The 18,318-nt window shown below is 45.3% G+C and carries 14 protein-coding genes; 4 read left to right on the top strand and 10 right to left on the bottom strand.

Going from position 1 to position 18,318, the window contains the following annotated elements; genetic code table 11:
* Positions 1–4: 4 nt before the first annotated feature.
* Entirely contained in the window at positions 5–976 is a 972-nt protein-coding gene (locus NLX73_RS07040; RefSeq protein WP_254325769.1) for an ABC transporter permease, read from the bottom strand.
* 253 nt (positions 977–1,229) lie between these two features.
* On the opposite strand from NLX73_RS07040, the gene NLX73_RS07045 reads away from it, so the two are divergent.
* Positions 1,230–2,120 carry a hypothetical protein gene (locus NLX73_RS07045; RefSeq protein ID WP_254325770.1) on the top strand — a complete coding sequence of 297 codons (891 nt, stop codon included), beginning with the start codon at positions 1,230–1,232 and terminating at the stop codon, positions 2,118–2,120.
* Positions 2,121–2,367: 247 nt separating this feature from the next.
* On the opposite strand, the gene NLX73_RS07050 is transcribed toward NLX73_RS07045, so the two are convergent.
* From NLX73_RS07050 to NLX73_RS07065, 4 genes are all read right to left on the bottom strand, one after another.
* Complete coding sequence (locus tag NLX73_RS07050) at positions 2,368–3,225, bottom strand: DNA-binding protein (protein ID WP_254325771.1); 858 nt, start codon at positions 3,223–3,225, stop codon at positions 2,368–2,370.
* Positions 3,226–3,406: 181 nt separating this feature from the next.
* A complete protein-coding gene (locus NLX73_RS07055) occupies positions 3,407–3,853 on the bottom strand; it encodes an acetyltransferase (RefSeq protein WP_254325772.1) in 447 nt (148 codons plus the stop codon).
* Between the two features lie 127 nt (positions 3,854–3,980).
* Positions 3,981–5,480 (bottom strand): UxaA family hydrolase, encoded by a 1,500-nt coding sequence (locus NLX73_RS07060; RefSeq protein WP_254325773.1) that lies wholly within the window; start codon positions 5,478–5,480, stop codon positions 3,981–3,983.
* A gap of 17 nt (positions 5,481–5,497) precedes the next feature.
* Positions 5,498–6,991: a tagaturonate reductase gene (locus NLX73_RS07065; protein WP_254325774.1), complete on the bottom strand. Its 1,494-nt coding sequence runs from the start codon at positions 6,989–6,991 to the stop codon at positions 5,498–5,500.
* A 314-nt stretch (positions 6,992–7,305) separates the two neighbouring features.
* On the opposite strand from NLX73_RS07065, the gene poxB reads away from it, so the two are divergent.
* The gene (poxB, locus tag NLX73_RS07070) at positions 7,306–9,030 is read left to right on the top strand and encodes a ubiquinone-dependent pyruvate dehydrogenase (RefSeq protein WP_069291767.1); all 1,725 of its coding nucleotides are present in this window, start codon (positions 7,306–7,308) and stop codon (positions 9,028–9,030) included.
* A 99-nt stretch (positions 9,031–9,129) separates the two neighbouring features.
* Here the strand turns inward: poxB and NLX73_RS07075 are convergent, their stop codons facing one another.
* From NLX73_RS07075 to uxaC, 3 genes are all read right to left on the bottom strand, one after another.
* Positions 9,130–10,134, bottom strand: a complete 1,005-nt coding sequence (locus tag NLX73_RS07075; RefSeq protein ID WP_069079639.1) for a LacI family DNA-binding transcriptional regulator — start codon at positions 10,132–10,134, stop codon at positions 9,130–9,132.
* Between the two features lie 87 nt (positions 10,135–10,221).
* Positions 10,222–11,622 carry an MFS transporter gene (locus NLX73_RS07080; RefSeq protein ID WP_061830333.1) on the bottom strand — a complete coding sequence of 467 codons (1,401 nt, stop codon included), beginning with the start codon at positions 11,620–11,622 and terminating at the stop codon, positions 10,222–10,224.
* Between the two features lie 270 nt (positions 11,623–11,892).
* Positions 11,893–13,317 (bottom strand): glucuronate isomerase, encoded by a 1,425-nt coding sequence (uxaC, locus tag NLX73_RS07085; protein ID WP_254325775.1) that lies wholly within the window; start codon positions 13,315–13,317, stop codon positions 11,893–11,895.
* Positions 13,318–13,834: 517 nt separating this feature from the next.
* Here uxaC and alsS point away from each other — a divergent pair.
* A complete protein-coding gene (alsS, locus tag NLX73_RS07090) occupies positions 13,835–15,538 on the top strand; it encodes an acetolactate synthase AlsS (protein WP_172828313.1) in 1,704 nt (567 codons plus the stop codon).
* A gap of 162 nt (positions 15,539–15,700) precedes the next feature.
* On the top strand, positions 15,701–16,447 hold the full coding sequence (budA, locus tag NLX73_RS07095; RefSeq protein WP_025722973.1) for an acetolactate decarboxylase: 747 nt from the start codon (positions 15,701–15,703) through the stop codon (positions 16,445–16,447).
* 156 nt (positions 16,448–16,603) lie between these two features.
* On the opposite strand, the gene NLX73_RS07100 is transcribed toward budA, so the two are convergent.
* Together NLX73_RS07100 and NLX73_RS07105 are read right to left on the bottom strand one after the other, a co-directional pair.
* Entirely contained in the window at positions 16,604–17,089 is a 486-nt protein-coding gene (locus tag NLX73_RS07100; RefSeq protein WP_061830331.1) for a tetratricopeptide repeat protein, read from the bottom strand.
* 155 nt (positions 17,090–17,244) lie between these two features.
* Complete coding sequence (locus NLX73_RS07105; RefSeq protein ID WP_061830330.1) at positions 17,245–18,225, bottom strand: S8 family peptidase; 981 nt, start codon at positions 18,223–18,225, stop codon at positions 17,245–17,247.
* Positions 18,226–18,318 lie beyond the last annotated feature (93 nt).

Raw genomic sequence — 18,318 nt, forward strand, 5'->3', positions numbered from 1 at the left:
TCCTTCAAAATAGGGATGTATTATTCACCCGCTTGGTCACCGAATTGGCAATTAGCAGCAAAATGAGAGCAAGAACCGATTTTAGCAAACCCACTGCGGTAGAATACGAGAAACGGCCCTGCTGAATGCCCACCTGATATACATAAATATCAACTACATTACTTGCACTTTCATTCAGCGAGTTACGCAGGACGAGAATTTGATCGAAGTTGGAGTTCAATATGCCGCTAACCGCCAAAATAAACAAAATGGATATGGTCCCCTTGATAGCGGGAAGTGTGACATACCACATTTTCTGAAAGCGTCCGGCTCCGTCAATGGTGGCCGCTTCGTACATGTCCGTAGATACTCCCGCTATTGCTGCCAAATAGATAATAGCTGACCATCCAAGCTCCTTCCAGATATCCGAGCTAACGACGATAGCCCAAAAATAGCTCGGCTCTGCCAAATAACTGATCGGCTGGTCAATCCACCCCCAGGCTAGCAACAGTTGATTAATCATCCCGGTATCTGCCAGCCACGTCGTTAAGATCCCACCAAGAATGACCCAAGATAAAAAGTGAGGAAGGTACGAAATGGTCTGAATAGATTTTTTGAACCGAATAGATCGTATTTCATTCAGGAAGAGAGCAAATACAATGGGCAACGGGAATCCGATCGCCAGCTTGAGCAGGCTAATGCCCAGTGTGTTTTTGACAATGTACCAAAAGTTATCATCCTCCAAAAAGGCCTGAAAATGCTCTAATCCCGCCCAAGGCGCGCTTGATAGGGTTCCAATGATGTCAAAATGTTTGAACGCAATTAAAATACCGTACATCGGAATGTAATGAAAAATAATCATCCAAACCACCCCAAGCAGCGCCATGGTCTGCAAATGTCTTTGTTGAACCCATTTGCGCGCTAGTGATGATGCCCCTCTACCCGATCGAACCGGCGGCTGTGGCTGTGGCTGCGGATTTTTCCATCCTGTACTCATACAGAAGACCTCCCTTCTTTGTGATGTAAGCACTTACATTTATTATTTTAGAGGCTTCTGCTTCGAATGAGTAGTACTGGATTTTTTGATTTTGGTATCTAAATTTCAGGTGGGGATCTACTATACGCACAAGTTTTCTTCCAGACTTTGGATATTTACATCTATTAATTTACGAAGAAGACTATCAGATGGTACGATAAGACTATATGTGATTCCAATCATTACCTATATACCTAGATCAGGAGGATTAAGAATGGAAGAATTAGTTCGTTCGATTCAGAAACAGGTTCGAATTAAAAAGGTTGCCTGCTGGGCGGGGCTCATCATGTTTGGCCTGTGTACTTTAGTTGGCGTTGCAGCTCAGGAATGGCTTATGACGCTCTTGGCGCTCGCGATGACAATTTTATCCGTCTATGGATTAACGATGATGCGTGGTATGACAAAGTTTACTAAAGAGTATCAACCGGGAAAGGGCTACAGTTATTATCGTCGTACGGTACAACAAAAGCTGCGCTATCTAACTTGGGGACAGTGGTTAGTAGGCGGCCTTATTGTCCTGATGTTCTTTATATTTAACGTCCGACTTAGCGCTTTTCTCATAGCTATTCTGGGTATCCTAACCATTCAGTTCAGTATCAAAAAACGAATTAAAAATCACCAGGAGCCCGATATCACTGAGCTGAATGAGTTTGTACGAATGGGGATTGTTTCTCCGCATGAGCAGACTATTGGGGTATATAAAGATTTTCTACACCTGAGCCATACGTTTCGGGGTAACCAAATTGTTATCGTTACAGACAAACGCCTGATTTCTGTATTTGTGGAGGAACAGGGGCGTGCGGTGAAAACGGAAATGCTGCTCTCGGGTATAAACAAAATACGCGCAATCGGTACGGGTTTTCAGGGTCAAGGTATATTGCTGTCTGTAAGTAACCGTGACCATAACGAGCTTCACATTCATATGGTCGGGAAAAGCATTTTCTTTTCTCCAGAGCAATTCATAGGCTCCTTGCTACGGGCACTAGATGCAGCGTTAAAAAGCAGATCATACAGCACGGAAGAACCATTCCCGTGCTACCAACAGACAAGAATTTCATTGCATCCATCAGAACAAGGTTTGCTGCATAAACCTACGACAGCTTAAATAATTTTGGGACATGTACCACGTTATATATATGCGTTATGATCGATCTTCATAATACGCCAAATAGCAAGTAAGCCCTGATCATAATGAGCTTACTTGCTATTGGGTGTACTTCCACATCATATTTTCAAATGAACTGCCTACCTGCTAAAACAACTAATTTTCTACTTTACTTCTGCCCTCTTAATGATTGGCTCCATGATAAAACACCGTGACAAGGTCATGACTTGTAACAAACACTAGCAAGCTAAACAGACTGAGCGACAGAGGGCGTGAAATCAATTTTTTCATCCTTTAACACTCCTTTTAAAATAGTTATATATTGGTCTTGCTGTGTTGCTGTAGCTTGGGATCTGAAAATTTCAAATATAGCGGTACATTTCCTAAACTCATGCTCATGTTCCATACCCAGGGTATCGGACAGCATGAGAGATTGCAGGATATAGCCCAACGCAACCGTAAACTGTTGTTGCTTGATATAATAAAGAGCCAACTGATAGCAGAAGCGAAAATAATAAGATACATTCACGGGCTCTTCAAAATATTTAAAACCTTCAATTTGTTCGGCAAATGATTCAAGCACAGCCTCTAAAGGATAGTCATATCTCGACGCTCCCTCAACGATGGAAAGAAGCCCCGGTAACAGCTCTTCCGGATTATTACGAAGAAATTGCATGTATTCCTGCAACACTTCGGCATGGCCTGACAAAATATCAAGGGCATACAAATTAGCTCTGGCAGCATAGCGGTAATATTCGACCTCTGCTTCCCCATATTGATCGAGACCATTAAACCAGCCCAATTCTGCATATTTTTCGATGCAATCGCGAGCGGCCTCATACTTGCCCTGTTTTTGGAAGGCCATGCCTTTCATGAGATGACTGTAGCCGTAGTAGTAGACTAGCGGCCGTTTGGTATGTATGGGTTGTATAGGTTTCTTGCGCGCTTTGTAGAGCTGTAATTCCTGATACTTTTGGTTGACATGGCTATACAACCGGTCGCATAAAGCAATCATATTGGCACCATCCGCAAATGAAAAAGACAGCTTAATCATGTTAACAAGTGTGTCTAGATCTGTGATGTCGGAGTGAACAAGATCATCCACCGTTCCCGCCTCCTTATCCGACTTTTATATTCACCAAACAAAAGTAAGATCTAAATCCTAACTGAAAATAACTTAATTACGTATTAATTACGTAATTAAGTTATATCATAAATTCAAGCATATGACAAGTGCATTATGATAATATATTCCAGTTTTTAAAATACCGATGTAAGTGGATCGTTCACTTGTTCATTTCCATGTGAAGCAAAGGAAATGCCCTACCTGATCCATCCAGTGCAGATCGCCCCGTTTGTACAAAGCCGTAATGTCTGTAGAAAGCATACGCTTTCTCGTTCTGCTCATTCACGTCCACTTTGAGATGCTTCCCTTTTATCTTTTCAGCATACTGGATGAGTCGGCTACCTATGCCCTGCCCATGCCGTTCAGGGTCCACAAACAGCATCTCTATTTTCAATCCGTCCAGCCCGATAAAACCTGTTGGTTCTTGACTTGTATTCCATTCCATCCAAACTTCAAGTTCTCTTAAAACACCATTGCGTACGATATGATGATAAACTTGAATGTCCTCTTCCGACAAAAATGTGTGCGTCCGGCGTACAGCCCGCTGCCAAATATCAACGAGTTGATCATGATTTTCTTCACGATAAGCAACAATTTCATTTTGCACTTGTACTTCCCCCCTCATTTAAAAATCGATATTGCATGTTTTGCAGTAAGTCTAACATGCCTATTTTGAAGCATACAAACACAAAAAAGGAAGCGGAATAATTCCGCCTCCCTTACACTACAGCCTTTTACAACGTAACACCGTTTTTAAAAATAGCGAGCTCTCTGAAATTGTTTTTCTCATTGTTCACCCAGGTTCCGCTGGCTACATCGACAATGTAATCAACAAAGTTGCGGAGCGCTTCTTCCATACTGACATCCTCCACCAGTGAACCGGCGTTATAGTCGATCCAATGAGGTTTAGCTTTATACAACGGCGAGTTGGTTGAGACCTTCATCGTCGGAACAAAGGAGCCAAACGGCGTACCGCGTCCGGTTGTGAAAATGACGAGCTGGCAGCCCGCTGCGGCGAGAGCTGAAGATGCCACTAGATCGTTGCCCGGTGCGCTGAGTAGGTTGAGTCCCTTGGTTTTGAGACGTTCCCCGTACTGAATGACATCAGTGACCGTGGAAGACCCGGATTTTTGCGTACAGCCCAGTGATTTATCCTCCAGTGTCGTGATGCCCCCTGCTTTATTGCCCGGTGACGGATTTTCGTATACTGGCTGCTTGTAATCCAGAAAATATTGTTTGAAATCGTTAATCAGATGTACGATCTTATTAAATACTTGCTCATCGGCAGCGCGCTCCATTAAAATCGTCTCCGCCCCAAACATTTCAGGTACTTCTGTCAATACCGTTGTTCCACCTTGCGCGGCCATATAATCCGACAATCGTCCGAGTAATGGGTTGGCAGTAATACCCGATAAGCCATCAGATCCACCGCATTTCAAGCCGATGTTCAGCTCAGACAAAGGTACAGGTTCCCGTCGATCTTCTTGCACGGCCGCAAAAATTTCATGAAGCAACCTTACCCCTTCCTCTACTTCATCCGACACATCCTGGGAAAGCAAAAACTTTACCCGCTCCGAATCATATTCCCCGATGGCTCCCTTAAATTCTTTCATTTCATTGTTCTCACAGCCCAAACCCAGTACAAGTACGCCACCTGCGTTCGCATGTTTCACAGCATCGATCAAAATCGTGCGCGTATGTGCGTGATCGTCACCCAACTGAGAACAACCATAGTTATGCTTAAGCACAAGTGCATTTTCAAAAGGTGAAATATCTCCCGCTTCCTGCTTGAAACGGTTTAAAATAAGTTCAGCGATCCCGTTCACACAGCCGACCGTCGGCACAATCCACAACTCATTGCGAATCCCCACACGACCGTCCTTTCGCCGAAAACCTTGAAACGTACGACTTTCCTGTTCATATAAATGAGGAGCTGGCTTAGGCTTATAAGTGTACTCCTCCACGCCTGTCAGGTTCGTCTTCGTATTATGCGTATGCACATGCTGTCCTGCCTGAATGGGCTGAATGGCATGACCGATGGGATATCCGTATTTCAGAACATGCCCACCTTCAGCTATATCCTGCAAGGCGATTTTATGCCCACGTGCTACATCCTCGGCTAGCTCCACTCGTTGTTCTTCTTGTGCTCCCCACGCCAGTGTCTCTCCCTGCTTGTAATCACGCAAGGCGACAGCCACGTTATCTTGATCATGAATTTGAATGAATTCCAGCATTCCGGTCTCCTCCTTGCTTATGCTCTGGGCACGCTGTTCCCGGTTAGAGAATCGAGCGTCTCCTTCATTCCTCTGCTTGTAATTTCATACACGTGCTGTGCCGTTTGTTCAGCCAGCCCTTCGATCTGGTTCAGGTCTTGACCCCACCATGTCTGCTGGCCGAGTACGAGCGCAGTCAATTGCTTCGCCCCGGCGAGAGTACCGTCATATTGACTCCACAGTTCACCAAACGTGCTCAACACTTCCGCTTCATCTGCCAACGCAATCGACTCACCATTTCTGTCTCCCCGATAAAATACGATCAGGGACGCCAGCGAAAATACAATTTTGGCAGGCAACGCCTTACGCTGTGTCACATACTGGAGCAAGGATGGCAAGTTCCGTGTCTTGAACTTGGACACCGAATTTAGTGCGATACTCATAACATAATGACTTACATATGGATTACGGAATCGTTCAATAACATCGTCGGCATATACATTCAATTCCGCTTCTGACGAGTCCAGCGTCGGAATAATTTCTTCTCGGATCAGCGACTGGATAAAGTTTCCCATGATATCATGCTCGACCGCCTGCCCCACCGTGTCCAGGCCATATAAATAAGCTACAGGTGTAAGCGCCGTATGTGCTCCATTCAAAATGCGTACTTTCCGTGTACGGTAGGGTGCCATATCGTCAACAATCAGTACATTCAATCCGGCCAAATGAGCAGGTAATTCTTCTTTAAGCCATTGTGGACCTTCAATAACCCATAAATGATACTGTTCGCCCACAACAACCAAATCGTCCTTGTAACCCAATTCTGCTTGAATTTCATGGATTCGGTCTTTGGGATAGCCAGGTACAATCCGATCGACCAAACTGTTGCAGAACGTATTCGATTCCTCCAACCATGCAATAAACTCGGCCCCAAGCTTCCATTGGTCTGCATATTTCAGTACGATTTCCTTGAGAGCGTCTCCATTACGGTCGATGAGCTCGCACGGAATGATCACCAATCCCTTGCTCTGATCGCCCCCGAAGAATTGAAAGCGCTTGTACAGAAAGGCAGCTAGCTTGCCTGGAAAGCTCTTTTGCGGACGATCTTCTAGCTGATCCTCTGGTGCATAAGCGATCCCCGCTTCCGTCGTGTTTGACACGACAAAACGCAGTTCCGGCTTTTGGGATAATGCTTCATACTCCAAAAAGTCCGAACCGTACGGATTAATCCCACGAGTGACGCACTCCACAACGGTATGCTCCTTCATGGCTTTTCCATCCTTAATCCCTTCAAGAATAACCGTATACAGGCCATCCTGCTCGTTAAGCTTCTCCACGAGGCCTCCTGGCTGCGGTTGTACAATCACAACTCCCGTATTCCATTCTGCCAGCTTATTCATTTTGTCAAATTGCCAGTCTACAAAAGCACGCAGGAAGTTCCCTTCCCCGAATTGCAGCACCCTCTCGGGATGTGGTTCAGTAACGATAAAGCTTTTTCTGTTTAATTGGTCTAATTCATCTACTTGTTTCATCCGGAGTAACCTCCCACAATTACCATAATGATTTCATCGTTATTTTATCACAATGCACACGTTAACAAAATAGTTTTATCAACATTTTTAGTTTAAAAAAATAATAATGACAATAATATGAACACGTTAACATATACGTTTATATAAAAATCTGCAAGTATATCGTCCTTTTTCTGTTGTTTCGCACCTGATCTAAGACGGTTAAGGCTAACTATCACCCTATCCCGAGACCTTGTTCTTATATACATTTCAGAAGAATAGACGCAAGAAAGCACGGGCAGGATAACACTACTTACTAGGCAGGAGGAACATCTATGAAGACAATCGCAGATACTATTGTACAAGTTTTGGTCAATGCAGGGGTCAAGCGGATTTATGGCATTGTTGGAGATTCTCTAAATAATATGGTTGATTCCATTCGCAGCAACGGTCAAATCGAATGGATTCATGTAAGGCATGAAGAAGTGGCTGCCTTTGCAGCTGGAGCAGATGCTGACCTTAGTGGCAGCATTGCTGTATGTGCTGGAAGCAGTGGTCCCGGAAATTTGCATCTGATTAATGGTTTATATGATTGCCACCGCAATCGGGTGCCTGTACTGGCTATTGCCGCTCATATTCCAAGCGACGAAATTGGAAGTGAATATTTTCAAGCTACGCATCCTGAGCATCTTTTCGGAGAATGCAGTCACTTCTGTGAGGTGATTACGACACCGCGTCAAATTCCCAGAACGGTGACCATGGCCATTCAACAGGCAATTTCACGTTCAGGTGTTTCCGTCATTGTTCTTCCCGGTGATGTAGCAGCTTTGGAGGCGGAAAAGGTACCCGTCCCTGAACATGTCTACCATCCCACTGCACCTGTAGTGCATCCGTCAGCTTCCGAAATTTCCCGACTGGCCGAATATTTGAATAAAGGCAAACGAATTACGTTACTATGCGGCGCTGGCTGTGCACAATCTCACGACTTGCTCATGCAGTTATGTGACAAGCTAAAGTCCCCCATGGTATCCGCTCTGCGAGGCAAGGAATATCTAGAGTATGACAACCCTTATTATGCTGGATTGACTGGACTGATCGGGTATTCTTCCGGGTACCATGCGATGATGGATTGTGACGTCCTGCTTATGCTCGGAACAGACTTCCCTTACAGACAATTTTACCCTGAAGATGCGATTGTCCTACAGGTAGATATAGAGCCAGCCCATCTCGGCAGACGTACTCCGTTGACGTACGGTTTATGCGGGGATGTAAAAGCCACATTGGAAATGCTGCTACCGCATTTAACATCAGAGCATGATTCCAAGCATCTAGAGAAAACCGTCTCCCACTATACCAAGGTACGCCAGGAGTTGGATGACCTTGCCGTCGGTAAACCAGGTCATACGCCGATCCATCCGCAATATCTCGCCAAGGTCATCAGTGACGCCGCGCAGGAAAATGCTATTTTCACTTGTGATGTCGGTACTCCCACTGTATGGGCGGCGCGTTATTTGCAGATGAACGGTCAGCGTCGGCTTCTCGGCTCGTTCAACCATGGCACGATGGCAAATGCCCTGCCGCAGGCGATCGGAGCGCAGGCCACTGAGCCTGACCGACAAGTGATTGCCCTCTCAGGCGATGGCGGACTCACGATGCTGATGGGCGACCTGCTCACCCTGAAGCAGCATCAGCTGCCTATCAAAGTCATTGTTTTCAATAATGGCGCTCTCGGTTTTGTCGAGTTGGAAATGAAAGCGGCCGGATTCCTGGAAAACGGCACGGAACTGGTGAATCCTGATTTTGGTGCTGTAGCGCAAGCCATGGGACTCAAGGGCATCCGGGTTGAAGATCCGACAATGCTGGAGGATGCCATTCAGCAAGCATTGGCTCATGATGGCCCTGTTGTGGTAGACGTGGTGGTGAACCGTCAAGAGCTATCCATGCCACCCAAAATTAATCTTAAACAAGCAGAAGGATTTACACTGTGGATGATGAAAGCGATGCTGAACGGACGCGGTGACGAGATTGTAGAACTAGCTAAAACCAATCTCTTTCGTTAAATACAGACGAAGCGGAGCACATTTTAACCTAAAAGAGGCAGAAACCATACATCTAGCATGGTTTCTGCCCCTTTGGCCTGCCTGTTAATTAAACGAGACTCAGCGTGGTCTGCCTGCCGTTGATTTCCGCTTCATGAGCGCGGTCTCCATAAATATAAGCTCACCCTCATTGGACGGTGACTGAATTCGTTCCAGAATGCAGGCGGCTCCGCGCTCACTTATCTGCTCAATCGGTCTTTTGACCGTTGTTAACGGTGGAGTCGTATACATTGAGAACCCGATATCGTCAAAACCAATGACAGAGATATCCTCTGGTACCTTCAAGCCATTTTCGAATACCGCATTCATTGCCCCAATAGCCATATCATCGTTAGAGCAAAATACCGCTGTCGGCGGCTCCTGCAAGGAAAGCAGTTGCTTCATTGCCTGGCTTCCGCTTTCAGTATCATAATGGCCTTGCACGATATATTCATGTCGAATCGGCTTACCACTATCAATCAACGCATTCATAAAACCCTCGCGGCGTTGCTGGGTAGACTTGAAGCCTTCTACCCCTTCAATGATCGCAATGCGTTCATGCCCACTCTCAACGAGAAAGGAAACCGCTTCATAGGACCCTTCCTTATCATTTGAAATCACATTTACAATCCCCGCCCCGGATACCTGCCGATTCAGTACAACAAGCGGAATGCCTTGACCGAGCACATGATAAATAAAAGGGTTGTCCGCCTCGCTCTGGCTCATCAGAATGATTCCATCAAAACGCTTGCGGTGAATGGCCGAAAAATCGGCGTAATCGTCAATCCCTCGCACAAACAGATTGTAATCCACCCCGATGACATGATTAACTCCACGGATGGTATCCGCAAAAAAACTGGAGCTGGTGCCTTCTGAAATACTGGTGAAAAACAGGCCAATCGTATGCGAGCGCTGGAGAACCAGGCTTTTGGCATTAAAATTTGGAATGTAATTGAGTTGCTCTGCCAACTCCATAATTTTGCGTTTCGTATCTTCTTTAATCAGCGGGCTGTTATTGAGCGCCCGGGAGACGGTTGTATGGGAAACATTAGCCAACTTGGCAATGTCTTTAATGGTAGCTGCCATATACGTATCCTTTCCTTAGTGAGGCTCTAAAAAAATTATATACCCACCATACCACAGGAGCCGCCCGGAAAAGAAGACTTTCACAAATTATACGCGGTTATCCGCATGTCGACGTTGTAACTCTTGAACCATTTCTGCATGTCTGCTGTCAGTCAGCTTGTACATTTTACCGATGACCAGCATGGCCAAAGCCAGGGCAACAGCCGGATAGAGACAAAGCAATGCCTTGATCCCAAGCAGCGTTCCAGAGGACTGAACCACATTCGGAACATACCCGATGAGCGCTAGTCCAATACCCGATAGAAAGCCAGACAAGGATTGAGCCAACTTACGTGAAAAGTTAAATAACGAGTAAGTAATCCCTTCTTTACGCTCTCCGGATGACCATTCGCCATAATCAATGATATCGGACACGAATGCCCAGGTAACCCCGTTAGGAATACTAATACCAATGAACGAAATACTGGCCAGGATTGTGAAAATGTATACATTGGAAGGCATAAAAAAGTTAATGGAGTCGGCAATGACACTAACCAGCATCCCCAGTATGGCTGTTTTTCGTTTACCGAAGCGCCGTACCAGCTTGGGCAGGAACAACACACCCAGTAGCGACGAACCGATAATAATAAAATTCATATAAGCCATTAATTCTACATGCCCCAAGTTATATTCGGCAAAATAGATCAGCAGTGCGGACTTGATATTGTACGCGGATATGGTGAAAATCGTCATCAAAACGAGTACCAGCAAAGGCTTGTTATTCGTAAAGGTATGCACGATAACGCCTATAGATAGCTTCTCTTTTGGCCCGGACTGGCTAATAATACGTTCTTTCGTTCCTCGGTAACATATGATGAAAGCGATCACACCAATGAGTGACATAATTCCCATCACAACCGGATAGCCAACATGGTGGTTAGGAAACAGTAAAATTAGCGGCATGACAACGACACTGGTGACGAATAATGCGCCCAGCGAGCCCGCCTGACGGAAAGATGACAATGAGGCACGCTGATGAGTATCCTGCGTAATAGCGGCACCCAACGAGCCGTATGGAATGTTTACAATAGAGTAGCCAATTCCCCAGATCATATAGGACGCGTAAGCGTAAATGAGTTTTCCAGTGGGCGAAATATTCGGCGAAATAAAGGTAAGAATCGTAAGAATTGCAAGGATAACGCTTCCAACGATAAGAAAAGGTCTAAATTTTCCACGTGTACCGATATGTTTGCGATAATCAACAAAGGACCCGACAATGGGATCACAGACGGCGGCAAATAGCTTGCTGACCAGGAAAATGCCTGCGGCGGCTCCTGCAGAAACCCCAGCTACATCTGTAAAAAATTTCAGCAAATACAACTGCCCCAAATCAAACATGAATCCGTTTCCAAAGTCACCCATACCATACGAAATCTTTTCTTTCAGGCTAATATGCTCGCCTGTCTTGTTGTCAGTTTGGACGCTCTCCTGCACGATAGGCACTCCCATACCTACACACTCCTCTATGTTTGTAATTATTTTCACATAATTAGTTCAGGATTTTGCAAAATTCGATTCCAGTCGCTCCGAAGTGCAAGATACAGACGAACTAAACCATTTCGATCTATATCTTGTTCATTGGAAGTCGCTTATGGGATTTTTGCAAAATCCTCAGTTGATAACTATTTTGTTTTCCATTGCTCTTACCGGAGTTTTGAAACAAGCTCCTGGCAAGAGCTTTTTCTATGAAGTTAGTGAGTTCTCACCTAGGCAATAACTTCACTTACTATGAACAACCGTTGGGAAATTAAAATATTGCTCGGCGTTATTGTAGCAAATATTTTGTACCATTGCTCCGAGCAGTTCCAGATCCGCAGGCACCTTACCCTCCTGAACCCACGTTCCAATTAAGTCACACAGTATACGGCGGAAATATTCATGCCGTGTGTAGGATAGGAAGCTGCGGGAATCCGTCAGCATACCAATAAAGCGGGACAGCACCCCGTAGTTAGCCAGCAACTTCATCTGCTCCTGCATACCTTCGATGTGGTCGTTATACCACCATGCCGTGCCAAACTGGATTTTCCCTACAGTTCCACCGGATTGGAAGCAGCCCGCGAGACTTGCCAGTACTGGATAATCAACCGAATTAAGCGAATACAAAATCGTTCTCGGTAATCCTCCTGCCAGCTCCTGTGCGTCCAGCAATGCCGCCAATGGACGAGCGATCGAGCCATCATTTACGGCATCGTAGCCTGTATCCGGTCCCAAATGACGGAACATTGCCGTGTTATTGTTACGCAGCGCGTGAATGTGGTATTGCATAGCCCAGCCATGTTCTGCATACTGTTTGCCAAGAAAAACCAAAACGTACGATTTATATTTCGCCTCCTCTAAAGGAGTCACATGGCCTTCCTCCAGCCCCTTGCTGAATATGGCTGCTGCTTCCTCCAGTGTCGTTTCTTCATAGACAACAGTATCGAGCGCATGATCAGATACCCGACCTCCAGCAGCATGGAAATGGCGCACCCGGCTCGCCAGCGCATTCAAAAATCCTTCCAGACCAGAAACATCCAGTCCACTGACTTCACCCAACCGAGCCACCCAAGGCTGGAAAGTTTCGCGATTAATTTCCAAAGCTTTGTCGGGGCGGAAGCTTGGCAGCACTGCCACTGGGAAATCGTTCAGCTTGCTGATTTGTTTGTGGTATTCGAGATGGTCCGTCGGATCATCCGTGGTGCACACCACAGTTACCTTCGAGTTCACAATCAGATCTCGTGCGCCAAAGCCCTTTCCTTGCAGCTTTTGGTTTACCTTTTCCCAGATTACAGGTGCGCTCTGTTCATTCAGCAGCTCATAGACACCAAAAAAGCGTTGAAGCTCCAAATGCGTCCAATGGTACAGCGGATTGCCGATTAGTGTAGGTACGGTTTTGGCCCAAGCCAAAAACTTGTCATAATCTTCACCATCACCCGTGATCAAACGCTCCTCGACCCCATTGGCCCGCATAAGTCTCCACTTGTAATGATCTCCGTACAACCAGGCTTCCGTAATATTCTTGAACTTTTTATTTTCATAAATTTCTTGTGGACTTAAATGGCAATGATAGTCAATAATCGGCATATCCTTGGCATACTGATGATATAAGGTTTCAGCCGTTGGATTGCTCAACAAAAAGTTTTCGTCTAAAAACGTTTTGGTCATTACTTTCTCATCCCTTCTATAATCGTGTTTCCTAGCAATTTGTTAACGTTAACAAAAATGTCCGAGACACTACTTGCCTTTTAACAATTTCATTCCCCATAGCAGTAGGAAATCCATATGATTTGTACAGGACAATACAACTATAATATGATACCTGTACATCATGTCATACTGGTTTGCTTCACCTTAAATTTAATGTTTACGTTAACAACAATTACATTGTAACCGCTATCCTTTGTAGAGGAAAGTGATTTTTATCATGTGAGCGGATAAAAATGATCTGCCTCCATTTGGGATAGATCTGTTCTATACCTTCTCGAGACCGACACCACAAGAAAATTCCACAATTTTAATTTTCCTTGATAGATCAAACTTTGAAAACGTTTTATATATTTTTCTCTTTTTTTCTGAAAATTTCTTTCTTGAAAATACCAGTTATTGTATTATAATTGCAATATACATCCATTGATTTACATTAAAAGTATTTCATTAGTTATTTCACAGAGAAGAAGAAGAGGTGGTAGCATTGAGTACAAAAGTGCAAGCTGTTCAAACTAAAACTATATCCGATACAAAAGGAGCCGACCTTGTTGTCGATTGCTTGATCAAGCAAGGGGTTACCCATATTTTTGGCATTCCTGGTGCCAAGATCGATTCTGTTTTTGATGTTCTTCAAGATCGGGGGCCCGAATTGATCGTATGTCGTCATGAACAAAATGCCGCCTTTATGGCAGCGGCAGTCGGTCGATTAACCGGTAAACCGGGCGTATGCATTGTTACCTCAGGTCCAGGCGCATCTAACTTGGCGACAGGACTTGTCACCGCTAATGCAGAAAGTGATCCTGTCGTCGCCATTGCGGGTGCAGTCCCAAGATCCGAACGCTTGAAACGCACGCATCAATCCATGGATAACGCCGGACTATTCGAACCCATCACCAAATACAGTGTAGAAGTAGAACATCCTGATAATGTACCGGAAGCAATTGCTAATGCATTTCGAATTGCGACCTCAGCCCAGCCTGGAGCCACATTCGTCAGCCTGCCGCAGGACGTGTTGACTTCGTCATCTGAAGTAACAGTCATTGAGAAGGTTTCTCTTCCCCAACTCGGAACCGCACCCGCGGGACTCATCAAACAAGTCGCAGAGCAAATCAAAAAAGCCAAGCTGCCCGTACTTCTTCTCGGCATGAAAGCCAGCACGCCTGAAGCCACCGCAGCTATCCGTGCTCTCATCCGAGATACAGATCTGCCTGTTGTCGAAACCTTCCAGGCCGCTGGAGCCATCTCCCGTGAACTAGAAGACCACTATTTTGGAAGAGTGGGTCTGTTCCACAATCAACCGGGTGATATGCTTCTTGGAGCCGCAGATTTGGTACTGACGATTGGCTATGATCCTATCGAATACGATCCAAAAAACTGGAACATTCCGGCAAACCGAACACTCATTCATCTGGATGACCATCAAGCCGATATTGATCATGATTATCAACCTGATTACGAGCTAATCGGAAATATAGCCCTGATTGTGGGTAGCCTTGCAGAAGAATTACCTACCTTAAAGCTACCTAAATCCTCCTGCGACCAATTGAATCGTCTGCGCCATGATCTAAACGAGCAAGCGGCTGTTCCCGCACACAAGCATGATTTTCTGATTCATCCATTGCAATTTATTCGTACACTGCGCAGCCTAATTGATGATAACGTCACAGTCACCTGTGATGTCGGTTCACACTATATTTGGATGGCACGATATTTCCGTTCGTATGAACCGCGGCGCCTTCTATTCAGCAACGGAATGCAGACGCTAGGCGTAGCGCTGCCTTGGGGGATTGCTGCCACACTCGTCAATCCCGGTCACAAAGTCGTTTCTATTTCTGGAGACGGAGGATTTCTTTTTTCATCCATGGAGCTCGAAACCGCCGTACGTCTTAACTCACCGTTGGTGCATATCGTATGGAGAGATGGTTCCTATGACATGGTCGCTTTTCAACAACAGATTAAATACGGAAGAACGTCTGGTGTAAAATTTGGAGATGTTGATGTAGTCAAATATGCTGAAAGCTTCGGCGCCACTGGATTACGCGTGCACTCTCCTGAAGAACTAGAAAGTGTATTGCAGCAGGCACTTCATACCGATGGTCCTGTGGTCGTCGATATTCCGATTGATTATCAGGATAACATCCAGTTGGGACGTAAACTGCTGCCTAACCAATTAAACTAACCTTAACCATGCCTCACTCGTGACGGCTTTATGACAATTATGGAGTATAACGTTTTTTTTATGATTTTTTTGAGTTATTCATGTTATTTACTGAAATTTTACGTTTATTATTGAAAAAGAAAGAAAATAAATGCATACAATTATAAAAGGAAGTGTATTGCCATGACCGTTGCGCAATTGGAAACCAAGCAAGAAGCTGATCATGATATTTACCAAACCTCCACTATGCTTGCTCTATTAGATGGTCTTTATGACGGAGTTGTTGCCTTTGAGGAGTTGCAAAAGCACGGGGATTTCGGAATTGGTACCTTTGATCAACTGAATGGCGAGATGATCGCGTTCGATGGTGAATTTTATCACTTGCTTCCAGACGGTACGGCCCATCGCGTAAAACCGGAAGAAACTACACCTTTTTCCACCGTCACCTTTTTCCAGGAAGATTTCACATATACTATTGACCGCCCTATGCATCGTGAAGAGCTGGAAGCTCTGCTGTTAACGTTGTTTCCAAGCCGTAATCTGTTCTATGCCTTCCGTATGGATGGCACTTTTCATGAAGTAAAGACACGGACCGTGCCTCACCAAGTTAAACCATACAAACCTTTTATCGAAGCGACCAAGTCACAGCCTACCTTCACTTTTAATGAGGCTTCCGGCGTGATTACAGGTTTTTGGACACCTGCCTATGCTCAAGGTATTGGGGTAGCCGGATTTCATCTGCATTTTATTAACGATGAACGCACTGGTGGCGGGCATGTCTTTGATTTTATCGTCGAAAAGTGTACCATCCGCATTTGTCAAAAATCCAATCTGCACCTGGTCCTGCCCGATACGCCGGATTACTTGAAGGCCAACCTGTCCAGAGAAAACCTGGAGAAAGAAATTGCCGTTACTGAAGGTGCGCAATAATCACAGTTATATAACTCATCAAGTTACGGACCCTATAGCTAAACAATAAACAGCAAAAGATCACAGTCAGGGAAGAGAATTACTGCTCTCTGACTGTGATCTTTTTATGTACGAGCATATATATACGTTACTGCTTATGCTCTCACTCCGGTTCACCTATGCCTCGATCTGATCCAGTTTATCTGCATAATATTGAATAGCACGTGAGTACTCCTGTGTAGATAAATCCGAGGTCGTCTCAGCCACCTCCATTAGCAGCTCCTGCATGGCTTTCCCGTATTCCCCCAGATTGTATAACACCATCGCGTAAAATACCCGAAACGGTCTGTAATCCGGAAATTCGTTCATTCCTGTGTCCAACCACGCTTTCGCCTTGGCGTAATCTCCCAATACACGATATGTACTGCTTAATCCCAGGATGGCTCCTTTCCTTGATTCTGCGGATAACGCCATACCTAGGCTTTTTTCATAATAGGCAACCGCTTCCCTCTCTAAGCCCAATGAATCATGTGTCCAAGCTGTCTGATACCACAATTCTGCATCATTTTGCTGCTGTTCTAATGCCTTTAAAAGAAGCTTACGTGCTTTCTCTGCTTGCCCTGTTCGTCTAAGCTCGTCAGCTTGCGCCATGATATCGTTCATATTCATCCTCCACTTCTGACTCATGCCTATCTTTGAGGTATATGTTACCCGACATTTGAATGCAATGTAAATGGAGTTTTTCCTAAGATTTGAAATCCAAAAAAACGACCCTCCCTTTAGGAGAGCCGCTATATATCCGAAGCTGAAGTTACGGTTTATTTAACCTTCAATGATCCTGTAGTGAGTATTCCAGCTACACGTTGTGCGTCGAAAATACGGGAGAGCTCCTCCACTGCCGTCAAGTACAGTAGACCGTTGCCCTCCAGCTTAGGAGAATTACCGAGTGGAATCGTGCGTTTGATGAGTTGTGCGTATAATTCCGGTTCGGTAAGATCACGCTCAAAGCTCGCATTCGCCAGCTGCTTAATCAACGCCAATGCACCTGCTACGTGCGGAGTAGCCATCGAAGTTCCGCTAAAGGTCGCATATTTGCCGCCCGGAACGGTGGACAAAATATCTTCTCCCGGTGCAACCAAATCCACCTCATTATTTGAATTACTGAATTCTGAGGCGTGCCTATCAAAGTTGATAGCACCTACGCTAATCACTTCATTATAGCAGCCGGGGTAGCCGAGCTCGTCCGTTCTGTCGTCACCGTCTCCCTCATTTCCAGCTGCACAGATGACTAAGATTTGGCTAGCTACAGCCTTTTTTACTGCTTCATGAAGCTCTGGCACATCCTCAGGACCGCCAAGTGACATCGATATGATATCTGCCTTTTGCTCAATCGCATAATAGATGCCTTGAATAATCCAGTCATATTGACCGGAGCCCTGCTTGTTTAGCACTTTGATGATGAGCAGGTCTGCCTCTGGAGCAACACCCACGACACCATCCGCATTTTCTGCTGCCGCAATAGTTCCCGCCACATGCGTACCATGACCGTTGTAATCCTTGAAAATTTCCGGATTACCTTGATCATCATCCGTGAAATTCCGGCCGCCAATAATGCGCGCCTTCAAATCAGGATGGTCCGAATCACAGCCCGTGTCCAGCACCGCCACCTTCACGCCTCGGCCTCGAGTCTGGTTCCATACCGCAGGAGCCTGAATCAGCTCTACCCCTCGCGGTATTTCATTCACTTGTTGCTCCTGCTTGATCACTTGGTAAGGAATGATATGCACTTTACGTTCCATCCTATTCCCTCCTTCATGGATTCAATCGGAAACCATCCGTCTTTGAAACTTTGAAACTTTGAAAAATTTGAAAACCTCTACTACGTTCGAGGT

This window comes from Paenibacillus sp. CH40 (assembly GCF_024213605.1).
GTDB lineage: Bacteria > Bacillota > Bacilli > Paenibacillales > Paenibacillaceae > Paenibacillus > Paenibacillus polymyxa_B.

What these genes read in the sequence shown, in the direction of transcription:
- uxaC (WP_254325775.1), bottom strand. Translation starts at nt 13,317, where the DNA reads ATGACCAAAACGTTTTTAGACGAAAACTTTTTGTTGAGCAATCCAACG.
- NLX73_RS07065 (WP_254325774.1), bottom strand. Translation starts at nt 6,991, where the DNA reads ATGAAACAAGTAGATGAATTAGACCAATTAAACAGAAAAAGCTTTATC.
- NLX73_RS07040 (WP_254325769.1), bottom strand. Translation starts at nt 976, where the DNA reads ATGAGTACAGGATGGAAAAATCCGCAGCCACAGCCACAGCCGCCGGTT.
- NLX73_RS07105 (WP_061830330.1), bottom strand. Translation starts at nt 18,225, where the DNA reads ATGGAACGTAAAGTGCATATCATTCCTTACCAAGTGATCAAGCAGGAG.
- NLX73_RS07100 (WP_061830331.1), bottom strand. Translation starts at nt 17,089, where the DNA reads ATGAACGATATCATGGCGCAAGCTGACGAGCTTAGACGAACAGGGCAA.
- NLX73_RS07080 (WP_061830333.1), bottom strand. Translation starts at nt 11,622, where the DNA reads ATGGGAGTGCCTATCGTGCAGGAGAGCGTCCAAACTGACAACAAGACA.
- budA (WP_025722973.1), top strand. Translation starts at nt 15,701, where the DNA reads ATGACCGTTGCGCAATTGGAAACCAAGCAAGAAGCTGATCATGATATT.
- poxB (WP_069291767.1), top strand. Translation starts at nt 7,306, where the DNA reads ATGAAGACAATCGCAGATACTATTGTACAAGTTTTGGTCAATGCAGGG.
- NLX73_RS07045 (WP_254325770.1), top strand. Translation starts at nt 1,230, where the DNA reads ATGGAAGAATTAGTTCGTTCGATTCAGAAACAGGTTCGAATTAAAAAG.
- NLX73_RS07075 (WP_069079639.1), bottom strand. Translation starts at nt 10,134, where the DNA reads ATGGCAGCTACCATTAAAGACATTGCCAAGTTGGCTAATGTTTCCCAT.
- NLX73_RS07060 (WP_254325773.1), bottom strand. Translation starts at nt 5,480, where the DNA reads ATGCTGGAATTCATTCAAATTCATGATCAAGATAACGTGGCTGTCGCC.